This window comes from Pedobacter sp. N23S346, from assembly GCF_048515415.1.
GTDB lineage: Bacteria > Bacteroidota > Bacteroidia > Sphingobacteriales > Sphingobacteriaceae > Pedobacter.
This window is the reverse complement of record NZ_JBLYEE010000017.1, coordinates 40,362-57,022: the sequence shown is the minus strand read 5'-3', so window position 1 is coordinate 57,022 and position 16,661 is coordinate 40,362. Positions and strand designations below refer to the sequence as shown.

At 40.7% G+C, this 16,661-nt stretch carries 8 protein-coding genes; 7 read left to right on the top strand and 1 reads right to left on the bottom strand.

Annotation, left to right across the window (positions count from 1 at the left end):
- Positions 1 to 5 precede the first annotated feature (5 nt).
- Positions 6 to 311, bottom strand: coding sequence for a hypothetical protein (locus ACN1CD_RS21570; protein WP_419132488.1), 306 nt, complete (start codon positions 309 to 311; stop codon positions 6 to 8).
- A gap of 850 nt (positions 312 to 1,161) precedes the next feature.
- Here ACN1CD_RS21570 and ACN1CD_RS21565 point away from each other — a divergent pair.
- The 7 genes from ACN1CD_RS21565 to ACN1CD_RS21535 are packed head-to-tail and all read left to right on the top strand — an operon-like array spanning position 1,162 to position 16,518.
- On the top strand, positions 1,162 to 3,384 hold the full coding sequence (locus ACN1CD_RS21565; protein ID WP_419132487.1) for a fasciclin domain-containing protein: 2,223 nt from the start codon (positions 1,162 to 1,164) through the stop codon (positions 3,382 to 3,384).
- A 6-nt stretch (positions 3,385 to 3,390) separates the two neighbouring features.
- Positions 3,391 to 6,684 carry a SusC/RagA family TonB-linked outer membrane protein gene (locus ACN1CD_RS21560; RefSeq protein WP_419132486.1) on the top strand — a complete coding sequence of 1,098 codons (3,294 nt, stop codon included), beginning with the start codon at positions 3,391 to 3,393 and terminating at the stop codon, positions 6,682 to 6,684.
- An 11-nt stretch (positions 6,685 to 6,695) separates the two neighbouring features.
- Positions 6,696 to 8,171, top strand: coding sequence for a RagB/SusD family nutrient uptake outer membrane protein (locus ACN1CD_RS21555; protein ID WP_419132485.1), 1,476 nt, complete (start codon positions 6,696 to 6,698; stop codon positions 8,169 to 8,171).
- Between the two features lie 8 nt (positions 8,172 to 8,179).
- Positions 8,180 to 9,991 carry a fasciclin domain-containing protein gene (locus ACN1CD_RS21550; protein ID WP_419132484.1) on the top strand — a complete coding sequence of 604 codons (1,812 nt, stop codon included), beginning with the start codon at positions 8,180 to 8,182 and terminating at the stop codon, positions 9,989 to 9,991.
- A 26-nt stretch (positions 9,992 to 10,017) separates the two neighbouring features.
- Positions 10,018 to 11,460, top strand: coding sequence for a fasciclin domain-containing protein (locus ACN1CD_RS21545; RefSeq protein ID WP_419132483.1), 1,443 nt, complete (start codon positions 10,018 to 10,020; stop codon positions 11,458 to 11,460).
- Positions 11,461 to 11,487: 27 nt separating this feature from the next.
- Complete coding sequence (locus ACN1CD_RS21540) at positions 11,488 to 14,748, top strand: SusC/RagA family TonB-linked outer membrane protein (protein WP_419132482.1); 3,261 nt, start codon at positions 11,488 to 11,490, stop codon at positions 14,746 to 14,748.
- A 24-nt stretch (positions 14,749 to 14,772) separates the two neighbouring features.
- Positions 14,773 to 16,518 carry a RagB/SusD family nutrient uptake outer membrane protein gene (locus tag ACN1CD_RS21535; protein WP_419132481.1) on the top strand — a complete coding sequence of 582 codons (1,746 nt, stop codon included), beginning with the start codon at positions 14,773 to 14,775 and terminating at the stop codon, positions 16,516 to 16,518.
- The last annotated feature ends 143 nt before the right edge of the window (positions 16,519 to 16,661 follow it).

Genomic DNA, 16,661 nt, shown 5'->3' with positions numbered 1-16,661 from the left:
TTTTGCTAGCCATAGTTGGTATGAGCCCGTGGTTGGTGGCTCACCAACCACTTAAATATAAACCCCGCCATTGCCTTTGGCTTGCCTCGGCTGGCCGCCGAAGGGCTTTTCTCTTTTCCTTGATGAAAATAGAGAAAAATCAAGGCTTGGATCTGATGTCGGATGAGCTCGTCGAAATTTAAATGACGGTAGCGCAAGGGCTCAATTTGGCTTGTAATAAAGATTTGTTTTTTTAGAGCCATTCGCGCTACCTTGGGTTTAGGGTATTTGAACGTTGGTGCAAAAATTTCAACGGCTTCTCCTTCCATCATCTCCTAGGCCGGATAGCAGGGTGGAAATAGGAGGGTGCCGATTGCAGGCTGTGAAGAATGGTTTTTCATGCGCCCTTTCTCCTCCGGGGAAAGGTGCCGACAGGCGGATAGGGGCCTTTTACGCTGCGCTGGCTTGCCTCGGCTAGCCGCCGAAGGGCTCTTACTTTTTTGCTTGATCAAAAAAGTAACAAAAAAATCAAGGCTTGGATCTGATGTCGGATTAGCGCATTGAAAATTAATGAGCGGTAGCACAAGGGCTCGATTTGTTTTAATAAAGATTTTATTTTAAGAGCCGTTCGCGCTACCTTGGGTTGAAGTATTTGAACGTTGGTGCAAAAATTTCAACGGCTTCTCCTTCCATCATTTCCTAGGCCGGATGGCAGGGTGGAGATAGCGAGTGCCGATTGAGAGGTGCGAAGAATGCTTTTTTTTCTGCGCCCTTTCCCTCCCGGGGAAAGGTGCCGCTAGGCGGATAGGGCCTATAAAATTAAAATCTAGCTTTTTATTAAATAATTCTGTAGGACTAAAATTACATTATCGATGTTACATAAACAAAGTAAATCGATTTATACGCATTTCAGATCAGGTTTTATTTTTGATGCTAACATCTTATAATAAATAGGCAGGATGGTACAGGATGGGCGTAAATCGTTATGTTTCTATATTTAGTCAACCATAACACTAACCAAATAACTTTTAACCAAATATTTAATAACGATCGCTAAACAGAATCTATGCAATAGAAATCTACATTTCTTTCCGACCCTTTATTTTCCTTTCCTGATCCGCTCGTAGAATACCTTTTTTTGCATACTAGTTTTTTTGGTCGTTCGCATCCAATAAAATTGCTATGAGTAAAATTTTACCAAAATTTTTAATCTTCATTCTGACATTTGTATTTTTTCTGAGTAGTTGCAGGAAAAAAGAATTTGACGAATTTTATGGTCGCCCGGAGAATTTGGGAGAACCGATTTATCAGCAACTTCAGGCTAAGGGTAATTTTACTCAGTTTTTAAGTTGTATCGACAAAGCCAATTACAAGGAAACCCTTAGCACCGCAGGTTCGTGGACTGTTTTTGCGCCTACCGACGAAGCCTTCAAAACTTATATGCAGGAGAATGCACTCACCGAGATTACTGCAGATCTGGCCACAAAGATTGTTCGCTTTTCGATGATTTATGATGGCGAAAAAACAGAAAGACTCAGTGATTTTTTCTCTGTAAAAGGCTTTATAAAAAATACGGCTTTCAGAAGAAGGACCGTTTATTATGATTTTGTTTACGATGATAAAGATTTGAATGGTAAAGCAATCAAAGCCATTGCCACAAATCGCAATGGCATATATTTTCCAGGAGATTTTAATAATAAAAGCGTAACCTATTTCTTATCGCCATTTATGGGCTTCTCTGGTCTATCTGCGGCAGATTATAATTTCTTTTATCCAAACATTGCCTATAATGGTAACAATGTGGGGTCGGCTCATATTCTGGGCGATCAGCAAAATATCATCGCAGAAAATGGCGTAATCCATGTGATTGACAGGGTAATTACCCCACCACTAAATATTGACCAATACGTGAGTAGTAAGGCAGATTACAGTGCGTTTAAAAACCTGCTGGATAAATTTGTCACTTTTGGTGTAAATGCAGAAATCTCTCATCGATATGAAGTATTAAGTGGTAAAGCCGGAAACGTTTATGTAAAAAGCTACAGCACCTTACTAGGCTTTTCGCCCAACAATGAGAACTATTTAAAGGTAGATGCCAACGATGCACAACAAAGCTCGTATAGTATTTTGGCACCAACTAATGCCGCTGTAGATACTTATGCTAAAACCGTATTGCTTAAATACTGGAAAAAAAGAGGAGTAACCACACTGAATGAGCTTTATGTAGTAGCGCCTGATGTGATTAGGGATTACGTAAATTCTCATTTGTATACCAGTACCATGTGGCCAAGCAAATTTGCGCTGACTCAAAACTTCCTGGGTGATGTAACCAAGCAAACCACTGCAGATGTGATCGACAGACAAGTATTAAGCAATGGTTTCTTTTACGGTACGAATAAAAGTCAGGATGCCAGTGTATTCTCTACTGTATATGGAAATGTGAATCTTGATCCTGATTTTAGTATCATGAAACAAGCTTTACTGTATTTCAATTTAAATATTCCACTAAAAATACCGTCCATCAGATATCTCATTATTCCTATTCCTGATGCAACCTTAAGAAGAATGGGTTTCACTTACGATCCTTTTTTCGTTTCTCAGCCTATTCGTGGCGATCTTGCCGCCTTCAGACGTATTCTTCAAACACATATTATTCCTTTAGGTAACAGACCAATTCCGAATTTCACTTCAGGAGCTGGAATTTTAGAAGCTTCAAACGGTGAATACATCAAATACGATAGAGGCAGGTTGCTTTCTGCAGGTACACAAGATAGTGTTGCCGTAGCCAAACAAACCATCCCGGTAGATTCTATCAGTGCCACTCCTGTTAACGGAGCGGTGGTTTATGGTAAGGAAGCATTAACCTATACGGTGCAACCTGTTGGAAAACACATCGAAAGATATGGAAATGTACCTACTGCTCCCTATTATAATTTCTTTCAGTATTTATTCAACAGCTTTATATATAACAAAACAACAGGTGCCATTACTGGCTTAACCGATGGCGTTAACTACACGGTTTTTGTGCCAACAAATGCAGCTATTGTGGCTGCAGTTCGTGCAGGGTTATTGCCTGGGAATGTAACTACAGGTGTTCCGAATTTTACCGCTACAGATGGCGTTTCCGTAACGTTGGTAAATAAATTTATCCAATACCACATCATTAATAAAGCTACGGTAGTAAGTGATGGAGAAAAAATAGGCCAGTTTGAATCATTGTTAAAAGATGATAATGGCGATGCCGCTAAAATAAATGTATCCATTAATACGGTAAATTCTGTGCAACTGAGAGATGTAACGGGTGCAACTGTAAATGTGTTATTGGGAGCGAATGATAGAAGTAACGTGCTATCTAACAGAACGGTAATACACCAAATTAACACTTACTTAAAATATCAATTCTAACCAGATATGACTAAAAAAATTGCATACAGTGCATTTATTGTATTGTGCTGTCTGTTGGTGTCGTTTACAACCAGCGCTCAACAAATTAATTATGTAAAAGGAAGGGTAATTGATAAGAAGGATAAGCAACCTATTATTGGTGCCTCGGTGGTGATCATTGATAAGGATCGCCGGGTGATTAAGGGTGTTTCTACAGATATTGATGGTAATTATTCTCTTCCCGTTGCCGATAAAACCTACCGGATTTCCGTTTCTTATATCGGATACAAATCAAGTGCGCCACTTTCAATAGATAAAGCGGTTATTAACTTTCAATTAGAATCTGCAGATAACCAGATGGATGAGGTGCAGATCGTATCAAGAGCCAAAACGGATAACGGAAGCGGAATGGCGATTGATAAAAGAGATCAAACCTCTGCTGTTTCTACCATTAATGCAAAGGAACTCGAAGATATGCAGGCCGCTTCCATTGATCAGGCCTTGCAGGGAAGATTAGCAGGTTTGGATATTGCAGCAAGCAGTGGTGATCCGGGTGCGCCGATGCAGATCAGGATCCGGGGTACATCTTCTATCAATGGGGCAGTTGATCCGCTGATTGTGGTAGATGGTATGGCTTATGATATCACTATTCCTTCAGATTTCAACTTTGCTACTTCTGATGAAAATAACTACGGACAACTTCTTAACATTGCGCCTTCAGATATCAAGGAAATCAGTGTGTTAAAAGATGCTGCGGCTACAGCTGTCTGGGGTTCCCGTGCAGCAAATGGTGTATTGGTAATTACCACTAAAAGAGGGGTAATGGGTCCGCCGAATATCTCTTATAACTTTAAAGGTTCGTATTCAAAGCAGCCAAGCGCCATCCCGATGTTAAACGGTAATCAATATTCTTCCTTAATTCTGGAAGAGTTTTATAACGCAGGGCGACAATTTTCTACTTCGGATTTTGCTAAACAGTTTCAGTATGACCAAAACGATCCTTACAATTATTATAACTACAGCAATAACACCAATTGGTTAGAGGCCATTACCAGGGTTGGTTATCTTCAAGATCATAACTTATCCATTTCGGGTGGGGGTGAAAAAGCCAAATACCGTGCTTCGGTAAACTATTTCAACCAAAATGGAACAACAGTTGGTACAAGCTTGGGGCGTTTAAGTGCCAGGGTGAACTTGGATTATACGGTATCTACGAAGATTCGGTTCAGTGCAGATATTGCCTATACCCACATTGATAATCAAAGTTTATATCCAAGTGGGTCGAGAGATGCGAATGTGCGGGATGTGGCCTATACCAAAATGCCGAATCAGGCGGTTTATGAGTACGATGAATATGGAAATTTAACTTCAAACTATTTTAGTCCGGCGAGTACTGCTCAAGGAAGTTTTGTTTATGATTATGCCAATTCACGCGTTTTAGGAACTTATAATCCACTGGCGATGGCTATCGCTGCCAGCAATAAACAACTCGGAGAGCGGATAATTCCTAAATTCGGTTTGCAATATCAGATCATTCCGGAAAGATTAAGATTAAATGCCAATTTCCAGGCAGATATCAATAACACCAAGGTTAAGAAATTCTTACCTCAAATAGCTACCGGAAGACCATTTTCTGAAGCCATCGTAAATTATGCAGGCGATTCTGACGGTGATTCTTTCACCATGGCGACCAATATGACGTTGACCTATACGCCGGAGATGGGTAAAAAACACGATTTAATTACTTTTGCAAGGTTTGACAGCTACGATAGCCGCAGAACCGGACAGGGAATGTTTGCCAGCAATACTGCATCATCATTTCTTGCAGATCCATCTATCGATGGAAGAACCAATCAAACAGGTTCGGCATATTCCTCGTATGCGCAAACACGTACAGTTGGTTTGTTGCTAAATGCACAGTATAAATTCTTAGATCGTTACATTTTTAACGCAGGTGTTCGGGGGGACGGAAATTCTAAGTTCGGGCCTAACAATCGTTATGGTTTGTTCCCTTCTGCTTCGGTGAGATGGAGGGTTTCTGGCGAACCCTTTATGAAAAATACCACTAATTACATTGATGACTTAAGTTTTAGAGCGAGTTACGGTGTGGTAGGTAATGCCCCTAAAAATGACTATTCGTACCTGAATACTTATCAAAATTATGGATTTGGTTACCTTGGTTCTTCAGGTGTTTTTCCTTCAAATATCGAGTTATCTGATCTGCGTTGGGAAAAAGTTACGCAGTCTAATGTCGGTTTAACGCTTGTTCTATTGAAAAATACGTTAAACATGGATTTCGATCTTTACCGCAAACGTACTACAGATCTTTTTTATCAGGATTTAGCCATTCCAACCTATAATGGATTTACAAGCATCGATATGAATGGCGGCACAATGGATAATCAAGGCTGGGAATTCAGCTTGTTCTATACCCCTGTAAAAAGCAAAAAACTTCGGGTAGATTTTAACTTCAATATTTCTCATAACCAGAACATGATTCGCGAAATTTCTCCATTGGTACCAAGAGAAAATAACGCCAGGATTACGCAAAACAATGCTTTTAAAGTATACCTGCAAGAGAATAACCCATTTGGTTCTTTCTATGGCTTCAAATTTAAAGGCGTTTATAAAGATAGAAACTCAACCATCGCGGTTGATGAAAATGGTAACCAGATTATTGGTCCGAACGGGCAGCAGATTTTTATGCGTTTCGCTTATCCAACAATTGATTATGTTTTTCAACCAGGAGATTCTATGTATGAAGACATTAACCACGATGGAAATATCGATTATAAAGATGTGGTTTACCTCGGTAACGGTAATCCAAACTTAACCGGTGGCTTCGGAACCGCAGTTACCTTTAACGGAAACCTGCGTTTAGGTGTCAACTTTACCTATAGAACGGGTTACGAAATCATCAACGGAACAAAAATAAATACCACTAACATGTACGGTTTTAGCAACCAGAGTACAGCGGTATTGCGCCGTTGGAAAGCGGAGGGTGATGTAACAGATATGCCACGGGCAACCTATGCCACTGGTTATAACTTCCTGGGCTCAGATCGCTACGTAGAAGATGGGTCTTACCTTCGTTTAAGAAGCGTTACCCTGAAATATGATGTTAATAAAGACTTGTTGAAACGCATTGGTTTAAAAGGTTTAAGTGCCAATGTAACCATGGAGAATATCTTAACCTTCACCAAATATACCGGTCAGGATCCTGAGGTTCCGGTAAGGCTATCTACTTTTTCTACCGTAGTTGATAACTCTACCACTCCTCCAATTAAAACAATTACCCTTGGTTTAACCGCTAATTTTTAATCTGCCACCACATGAAAAAATTGATATATAGTGTTGCAGTAGTCATGGTACTGATCATGTCTAGCTCTTGCAAAAAATGGCTGGATACCCAGCCCCGCGACGGAATTACCCGACAAGGATTTTGGAAAACGAAAGAAGATATTCAGGCAGCTGTTTCAGGTTGTTATGCCTCTTTGCTGGCTCCGCCTCCGGGTGTAAATGACCGTGCACTAACCGAGTATATGTTTATGTTCGGTGAGTTTCGTGCCGATATGATTGATCCGGCTGCCGCTGCACTGACAGATGAACTTGATGTTTTTAATGTTAACATTACAGATAATAATTCACTGGTTCGCTGGTCGGCATTCTACCGCACCATTAACTTCTGCAATACCGTTTTAGATAATGCACCTGGAGTGAGGGATGTTGATCCTACACTAACGGCCGGGCAGCTAAACGCCTATTTAAGTGAGGTGCTTACCCTGCGGAGCATGATGTATTTCTACCTGGTTAGAAGTTTTAGAGATGTTCCTTTAAAACTTACCGCTACAACAAGAGATACTGATTTACAGAACCTGCCAAAAACTGCTGGAGCGGCAATTTTAAACCAAATTGTAAGCGACTTAAAAACAGCAGAAACTGGGGCAGTAACCAGCTACGGCAATAATGTAACTGATAAGGGCAGGGTAACCAAATTTACAGTGAATGCGCTTCTGGCCGATGTTTACTTATGGATGGATAACTATCAGGGCTGTATTGCAGAATGTAACAAGGTGATCAACTCACAAAGATTTGCCATGCAATCTGCCGCATCTTCCTGGTACCTGAATGTGTTCTTTAATGGTAGTTCTACCGAAACTATTTTCGAATTTGCAAATACCGGGGCAGTAAGTAACATCTTTTTTAATCTTTTGGTCAATCGCAATAAGCGGTATACCGCATCCGCATATTTGCCATCTGATGTATTTATCGCAGATGATGTAGATCCCGACCGGAATTTTGATATCCGCGGTGATGCGTTTTATAATACTTCCGATTTAACCATTACAAAATGGGGAACAGAAAATATCTCGTTTGTAAACTGGCAGGCCTATAGAATTACAGATGTATTGCTGTTAAAAGCAGAAGCACTGGCACAAACCGATGCAGGGCAGGAAGCGTTGAATATTATTGCGGATATCAGACTGAGAAGAAATGCCGTAGCAGCTACTGCGCAAACGGTAGATCCAGCTGATAAAGATGGTATATGTGATTATATCCTGGCCGAGCGATCACGCGAATTTGCTTTCGAAGGTAAGCGCTGGTTTGATGTTTTACGCATTGCTAAAAGAGATAATTACCGCCGTTTAAGTGTGCTATTGGGTATGGTGGCGCAAACTGTTTCTCCGGCAGTGCAACAATCGGCATTAGCCAAGTATCAGGATTTTAACAGCCATTACCTGCCTATCCTGCAATCAGAACTTGTTACTGATCCTCAATTGGTTCAAAATCCATTTTACACCAGATAAAACTTAGCATGATGAAAAATAATTTTAACATCCGCAGCATCACCTTTATGGTGATTGTACTGGCTTTTATATTTGTGTTTATAAATGCTTGTAAAAGGGAATCATTCACATTGGCCACAACCGATGATGTAAATATAACGGGGTATCTGGATCGTTATCCGGAGCAATTCTCCTTGCTTAAGCAAATTATCGACCGATCTGGAACTACCGGATTTTTAGGGGCGTATGGAAAATATACCCTGTTTGCGCCAGATAATGCTGCCATTACAGAATGGCTAAAAGTAAAAGGTAAAGCTTCTGTTGCTGATCTGAGCGTTGAAGAATTAAAAGGTGTAATTACCTACCATCTATTGCCAGATACCATTGCCACTAACAAATTTACTGATGGCAAGTTACCGCAGATTACTTTATATGGGCAGTATTTGCAAACCGGAGCCGTAAACCAGGGTGGGGTGAGTAGTTTTATTGTGAACAAAACGGCGAAGCTAATCAAATCAAATATTAAGGTTGGTAATGGTATTATTCATGTTTTAGACCATGTGCTTTTGCCCGCTACACTAACGCTGGCACAAACTATCGAAAACAATCCTCGCTACAGCTATTTTACCCAGGCGCTAAAAGAGACTGGTTTTTACGATTCGCTAAACATTGATGGCGCCACGGCAAAAGATACTACGCGCAGGTTTCAAACTTTTATTGCTGAATCTGATTCTGCTTTAAAAGCAGCAGGTTATGCCAGTTATGCCAGCTTTAGAAGTCGGTATTCCAAAACCGGAAATCCAAAAAATCATGCCGATAGTTTATGGTTGTATATGGCTTATCACATTTCTGCCGGTCCGAGTTATATACCAGATATTATCAGTTCTCCGGCTATTTATACGCTGGCACCAAAAGAAATTATCACCACGAAATTTTCCGGTCAGTCTATTCTTTTAAATGAAGATGAGTTTAATGGCGTAGTAGAACCCGGTGTAGAAATTAATAGAACTTTTAGTGATAGAACCGCTTCAAATGGTGTAGCACACGAAGTAAAAAAACCTTTCGCCATTAAGGTTCGTTTACAAACGGCTGTTTATTTTGATGTGGCAGATCAGCCAGAACTAAGGGCAAACCCGAGGTGGAGGGGCTCTTCTGCGGCTACTATTCCATTATTTGCAAATGGCGCAAATCTTACTTCAGGGATCTTATTTTTTGATCCGTCAAAGATCACACAGGCGCAAAGTTATCAAACGGTAACGGTTCCAGATCCAAGCCGTAAATACAACGGTAATGATTATCTGTCGCTTTCATTAGGACAGAATGTCCAGCGGGCGCAATCATTTGAAATCAGAACCCCAATGTTAGTTAAAGGCCGGTATAGAATATGGGTTTGCTATGCGCAGAATGGTTCGTCTGGTGCTTTTCAGGTAGTGGTAGATGCAGGCCGTGCAGGCGAGCAAACTTTACCAAACCTGGTCGATTTAAGGCAAAACCTGGATGTATCTGGCGTAACCAGTGCTACTTCAAGTTTGCCATCTGCTGATCCATTGATGTTAACCAATGGCTTTAAAAGATATATGGCTACTACATCCGATGTTCAGGGAACATTGAGAGGTCTTCAACCTATAACAGGTAGTACCTGGGGTTTGATGGTCGGCCGGTTAGCGGGTACTGCTGATATTCAGACCACCGACAGGCATTGGATCAAGTTTAGCATTATCACCACTGGTAATGGGAGTAACGGTGCTACAAACATTGATATGATTCATTTTATCCCGATTGATGCTGACCAGAATTATCCGCGATTCTCCATATCAGGAACAGCATTTAACAGGCCATAACCAGTTTAACCATTAAGAATGTTCTAATGAAAAAATATATATTAAATACCCTGTTTATTTTCCTCTTTGCTTTCGGCCTTACAGGCTGTAAGGATACTTTGGAAGAACACAATGAGTTGATTAATATTGATAATACCACAGATGTATTTCAAAAATTATCAGCGCAACCAAATCTGAGCAAGTTTAGTGAGTACGTTCGCAGCACGGGTTATGATCAGCTGCTGAGTTCATCGCAAAATTATTCTGTTTGGGCACCTACAAATGATGCGCTTGCAGGTTTAGATGCCGCCATTGTTGCTGATCCGGTGAAACTGAAAGACTTTGTGGCAAACCATATTGCCTTAACTACGGTAACTGCGCCTCTAACTGCAAACGATACCTTAAAAGTAGCCCTGATTAATAAAAAATACGCCACCATTATCGGTAATAAATTTGAAGATGCTACAGTTGCAGGAAAGGGCCAGTTTGTAAAAAACGGCGTAGTTTATGCTATTAATCAGGCGGTACCAAGCCGGTTAAATATCTGGGAATATATGCTGGGCAGTACCGATGCCGCTGCGCAAACAGCTTACATCAGTACCATTACTGCGCAGGTAATAGATTCTGCCAATGCCACCATTATCGGTTATGATAATCTTGGTGCACCAATCTTTGCGCCAAACCCGCCATTGGTTTCCAGAAATGCCTATTGGGCAAATGTTGCTGATCTACGTGTTGAAAACCAGCAATATACCTTCTTTATGTTGCAGGATGGGACCTTCAATAGTGAGGCCGCAAAGTTAACACCTTACTTTTCTGTTGCCGATAAATTTGCACTGGTGCGCGATTTAACGGTGAAAGGTTTGGTTACACCAGATCAATTGCCAGATACCTTACTATCGCTACGCGGAGTAAAAATTCCTGTTTTAAAATCAGCAATAGTAAAATCTTACCGTGCCAGTAATGGAATTGTATATGTGATGAATGCGCTGCCCTTCAGGTTGAAAGACAAAGTGGCGAGTTTTAAAATTGAAGGTGAAAATCCAATATCCTTCAGAGCCATAAGAACTGCCAATACTTTTTATAGGTTAAAACTTGATGATAAGGGCGTTCAGTACAGAGATATTGAAATTTATAACCACGGCGTTGCCGAAAACTACATCCGATACTTACGAAGTGGCGTACCATTTGTTAAATATAAAGTTTATGCCAGGGCCATTGCTGGTAACTCCGGTGATGCACAGGTTGCAGCCTTCACCCAGCGATATTTCATCTTTAATTCGCTTACTTCTACCATCGATGCACCTGTTTACGATCTTTTTGCTACCCAATTGGTTAGTCCGTTAAATTATAATGAAGTTTATTTAGGCGATTATTCACCCAAACAATATGGCCTTTTAGATTTAAGACTAACATCTGCAAACAGCACATCAGTAAACGTTAATACGCTCATATTGGATTATTTGAGATTTGAACCTATTCTTCCTTAACCAAATAATTCTGAAATAAAATTGACTATGTATCATTTTACCATTATAAAAAGAGGATTATCATTGGCCTTATTCGGTTTAATATATGCTACTGCAGCACTTGCCCAGCAAACCGATACCATTGCTACAGACTCCAGCGAGTACAGCACCGATACCACAACGGTTAAAATCCGACAGAAAAAGCTGGTTGGCCAAAAAATTACCGGTACCGTTGTAGATGGGTATACCAATAAAGCTATTGTTGGTGCTAAACTTACGGTTACCGATTTTTCTGGCGCTTTAACTGATGATAAAGGACGGTTCTCTATCATTGTTCCGAACTTAAATTCGACGATTTTAATTAGCAACACAGGTTATCATACCAAGATGCTGGCCGTTCATGCAGGGAAAATGGCCGTGATTAAACTGTATCCTGCAGATTATACCTCCTTATTTACCGAGGTCGTGTTGCCATCAGGTACACAAAACCTGGCCCGTACTTCTTCAGCCATATCAACCGCTAATCCTAAAGGCGCCTGGAGCACCAATGGCGAAACATTAGATAGCTATTTGCAAGGCAGAATGGCGGGCGTAAATTCCATCAGAAGATCGGGTACACCAGGCATTGGCGCAGATCTTTTTGTTCGGGGATTTACCTCGCTTTATGGCACTAACCAGCCACTGTATGTGGTAGATGGAATGATCTACGATGCCAATGCTTACGGAACATCGCTTACAGAAGGGCATCGCAACAACCCACTTCAATTTATCGATGTGAGAGATATTGAAAGCGTTACCTTAATTAAAGATGCTGCGGCTGCAACAGTATACGGTACCAAAGCGGCAAATGGCGTAATGGTAATTACTACCAACCATGCACAGGATTTGGCTACACAAATCGATTTTTCGGCCTATAGCAGTATGAACCTGGTTCCGCGGAAACTTTCGGTAATGAACAGTGGCGATTTCAGAACTTACCTTTCTGATGTATTGCAAAGCCAGGGTTTAAGTAGCGGTGCAATTGCTGCGCTGCCTTATATGAACGATGACCCAAATGCTGCTACCAACCCAACTTATCCGGTTTATTATCAAAATACCGACTGGCAGAAAGAAGTTTTCAAACGCAGTTTTGATCAGAATTATTTTTTAAAGGTAAGCGGTGGCGATAACATCGCGAAGTATGCCTTATCGGCAGGTTATGCGAAAGATAAAGGCATCATCGATTCTACCAACAATGTGAATTATCACATGCGTTTCAATAGTGATTTAAACCTGACTAAAAAATTGCAGGCCAATACCAATCTTTCGTTCACTTATACCGAACAGGCATTAAAAGATCAGGGAATTGCGCCGCGTACCAATCCAATTTTTCTTTCACTGGTTAAAGCACCTTTCCTGGCGAGGAATGAAATCAGCTCTACCGGGGCAGTTTCGCCAAACTTAGCCGATGCAGATATTTTGGGCGTGAGCAATCCGAGGGCATTAATCGAAAAAGGATTAAACCAGAAAAAAGCCTATCGGATCTTCGGAAATATTAACTTTAATTATCAGTTATCTAAAAGCATAACGCTTTCTAATTTAACAGGTCTTGCCTACGATAAAACGCAGGAAACATTATTCATTCCGAGAAAAGGCGTTACAGATGAGGTTTTAGATAATACCATTGGCGATAGTAAATTAGGTTCTCAGGTCATCAGGTATTCGAATGTATTTAATGATCTTCGCTTTGCGTACAACAAAACATTTGCAAAAGATCATCACCTGAATATCAAACTCGGTTCCCGTTATTCACAGAATTCAAGCGAGCAGGATTTTGCCATCGGCTACAATTCAGCTACTGATGTATTGATCAGTATTGGCAACAGTAATGCCTCACTAAGGCGCTTCGGGGGCGATATTGGCAACTGGAATTCGTTAAATAATTATTTCACAACCGATTATAATTATAAGGATAAATACTACTTAAACTTTGCAATGGCAGTAGATGCTTCTTCCCGTTTCGGCAGAAGGGATGGCGCTTCAACCATCAGTTACAGCAAAGGCGATTTAAGTATTGTTGGCGGAAGAACAGCCTTGTTACCAGCTATTAGCGGTGCCTGGTTGGTTTCTTCAGAAGATTTTATGAAGGGCTATAAAGAAGTTGGCTTATTAAAATTACGCATGAGTTATGGTTTGGTTGGTAACGATGATATTGGCAACTACAACAACAGACAGTATTACGTTTCTCAAAATTTATTGGGTTTACAAGGGCTGGTTCGTGGAAATATTGCCAATCCAAACATCCAATGGGAGCAGGTGGCCAAGTTTAATACGGGTGTAGATGCCTCGTTTTTTAATGAACGTTTAAACCTGAGTCTGGATTATTACGTGCACACCACCAGCAAAATGCTCACCTATATTCCGGTAACATCCATCGGTGGAATCGATTCTTATATCGATAACCAGGGCGGAATGAAAACTTCGGGGCTTGATTTTGCTTTAAATGGCCGTATTCTGAATAAAACCTTTAAATGGGATTTAGGCATTAACCTCGGTACCTACAAGAATAAAATACAAAGCTTACCTGACGGAAATGATATTTTGACCACTTACGCAGATGGAACTTACATTACCCGTATTGGGCAGGCAGCCAATTTATTTTACGGACAAAGAACCAATGGCGTATATTCTACAGATGCCGAAGCGGCTGCCGCAGGATTATCAATTGTAAACAGCGCAGGTGTTACGCTGCCCTTTAAAGGTGGCGACATGCGCTTTGTAGATACCAATGGTGATAAAATCATCAATGGTGCAGATCGTGTGGTGATTGGAAATCCTAATCCCGATCTTTTCGGAAGTTTCAACAACACTTTTGGCTATAAAAACTGGTCGTTAGATCTTTTAGTCTCTTTTGTATTGGGAAATGATGTTTACAATTACACCCGCTCGGTGCTCGGATCTGGCGATGCATACTACAACCAATCCAACATCATTAGAAACCGTTGGAAAGGGGAAGGGCAGGTAACCAACGTACCTAAAGCCAGTTTTGGCGACCCAATGGGTAATGCGCAATTCTCTGACAGATGGATTGAAGATGGTTCTTACCTGCGCCTCCGTTCGGTAAACCTAACCTATAATGTACCGTTAAAAACAAAGGCCATTAAGTACGCCAGAATTTATGCTACCGGAAATAACCTGCTCACCTTTACCAACTATTTAGGCTACGACCCGGAGTTTAGTGCAACTGGAAGTATTTTTACCCAAGGTGTTGATACCACACTGGAGCCACAGTTCAGATCGGTGCAGTTAGGGGTAAGAATTGGTTTATAATTTATAATTGATAAAACGATGAAGATGGATTTTAATAAAAAAGTTGTCGCCATATTTACAGTAGCCATACTTGCAACAAGTTCATGGTCTTGCAAGAAAATAATAGATGAGGTGCCGGAAGATAAGCTTGATATTACCAATGCTTACCGCAATGTGGCAGATGCTGATGCAGCCGTAATTGGCCTGTATGGTCAGTTTTTAAGCCTGCAAAAAACCTATATTTTACAGAATGAACTGCGTGCAGATTTGGTTGATGTAACCGCAAATGCCGATCCTTATTTAAAGCAGCTGGCCAATCATACCACTACTAAAGATAATCCTTACATCGATCCCAGACCTTATTACAAGGTGATCTTAAACTGTAATGATATCCTGAAAAACTTTAAAATAATGGCTGATAATTTCCGCATGAGTGTGGATGATTATAACAAACATTATGCTGATGTGGGTGCTTTGCGCAGCTGGATTTACCTGCAATTGGGCATTCAATATGGGAGCATTCCTTATATTACAGAACCAATCGAAAATGTAGATGATATTAAAAACCTCAGCACTTATCCGCGCATTCCTTTCGACCAGTTGCTAACGCGATTGATTGACTTTACCGAAAAGTTACCGTATAAAGAAGTTTATGCCTATCCATCAGGTAATCCCTTGGTCATCACCATTGATGGAAATAATACTCAAAAAATATTCATTTGTAAACCTTTTGTCTTGGGTGATTTGTATTTGTGGAACAACAATTATGTTAAGGCTGCAGAAAACTACCATAAAATTATGAATGTAGAGAACGATAATACCAATATCAACTTCGCATACGATGCTTATAAGATTGGTTATTATCTTAATTCTGCATATAATGATCAATCGGTCAGGTATGGTAGATCTCAGGATGAAAGTACCCTGCTTTATGATCAGGGCTGGAAAACCATGTTCAGTTCTCCAAATACCGGCAACGTTTGGAACATGGAGTTTCTATGGGGGATTCCTTATAGTTCTAGTTTCAAGCCCGGTAACCCGATGATTGAATTTTGTTCGCCTCTCTATGGAAAATATTTAATTAAGCCTTCGAACGCTGCCATAGATAACTGGAATGAACAAAGACAGTACAACGGAATTCCGTACGATGCACGTGGACGTTTATCTTACGAAACCACTACCTCCGGACCAGCGATTACTAAGTTAACAGATAATCTTATTCCAATTTCTAACTTAAATAAAGGCGGCAAATGGGGCATTTATCGTGCAGCGTTATTGCATTTAAGAATGTCTGAAGCCGCTAACCGCGATGGAAAAGGGAAATTGGGTTGGGCCTTCTTAAATATTGGAATTGCCAATACGTTTTATGTAGGTACCAGAACTGCCGCCGGAGCTGCTGCACCGGTTTCTTTCGAAGAAATTAATACCATGGCATCGCCTTATAGTTATCCCTTCAACTTTGATGCAAGATTTAATGGCGATTACAGAAGTGCATGGTACCGGAATACAGGGATTAGAAACCGTGCAGGCGTAACCGCTTTAAATGTAAGTTTTCAAACCGATGTAATTGGTCTGGAAGGCAAGCTGATTGATGAGGCCGCTTTAGAGCTTGCCTTTGAAGGAAACCGCTGGCCAGATCTGCTGCGCATTGCCCGGAGACAAAATAATCCGGCTTTCCTTGCAGAAAGGGTTTACCAGAAATTATTGAAAGATGGCGATCCAAATGCAGCCGCTGCACGAGCAAAGCTGATGAATCCGGATAACTGGTATTTACCATTTGAATGGAAATAAAAATAGTAATAGAAGCTGTATCATAAATTCAAAATGTCATCCTGAGCCTGTCGAAGGACTTAAAGAAAATGTTCTTAATAGTGTTTCGACAGGCTCAATATGACAAATCTTAATAATTCAGAATGTCATCCTGTGCCTATCGA

Coding starts and splice junctions, on each gene's coding strand:
- ACN1CD_RS21540 (WP_419132482.1), top strand. CDS start 11,488: ATGTATCATTTTACCATTATAAAAAGAGGATTATCATTGGCCTTATTC.
- ACN1CD_RS21560 (WP_419132486.1), top strand. CDS start 3,391: ATGACTAAAAAAATTGCATACAGTGCATTTATTGTATTGTGCTGTCTG.
- ACN1CD_RS21545 (WP_419132483.1), top strand. CDS start 10,018: ATGAAAAAATATATATTAAATACCCTGTTTATTTTCCTCTTTGCTTTC.
- ACN1CD_RS21555 (WP_419132485.1), top strand. CDS start 6,696: ATGAAAAAATTGATATATAGTGTTGCAGTAGTCATGGTACTGATCATG.
- ACN1CD_RS21570 (WP_419132488.1), bottom strand. CDS start 311: ATGATGGAAGGAGAAGCCGTTGAAATTTTTGCACCAACGTTCAAATAC.
- ACN1CD_RS21550 (WP_419132484.1), top strand. CDS start 8,180: ATGATGAAAAATAATTTTAACATCCGCAGCATCACCTTTATGGTGATT.
- ACN1CD_RS21565 (WP_419132487.1), top strand. CDS start 1,162: ATGAGTAAAATTTTACCAAAATTTTTAATCTTCATTCTGACATTTGTA.
- ACN1CD_RS21535 (WP_419132481.1), top strand. CDS start 14,773: ATGGATTTTAATAAAAAAGTTGTCGCCATATTTACAGTAGCCATACTT.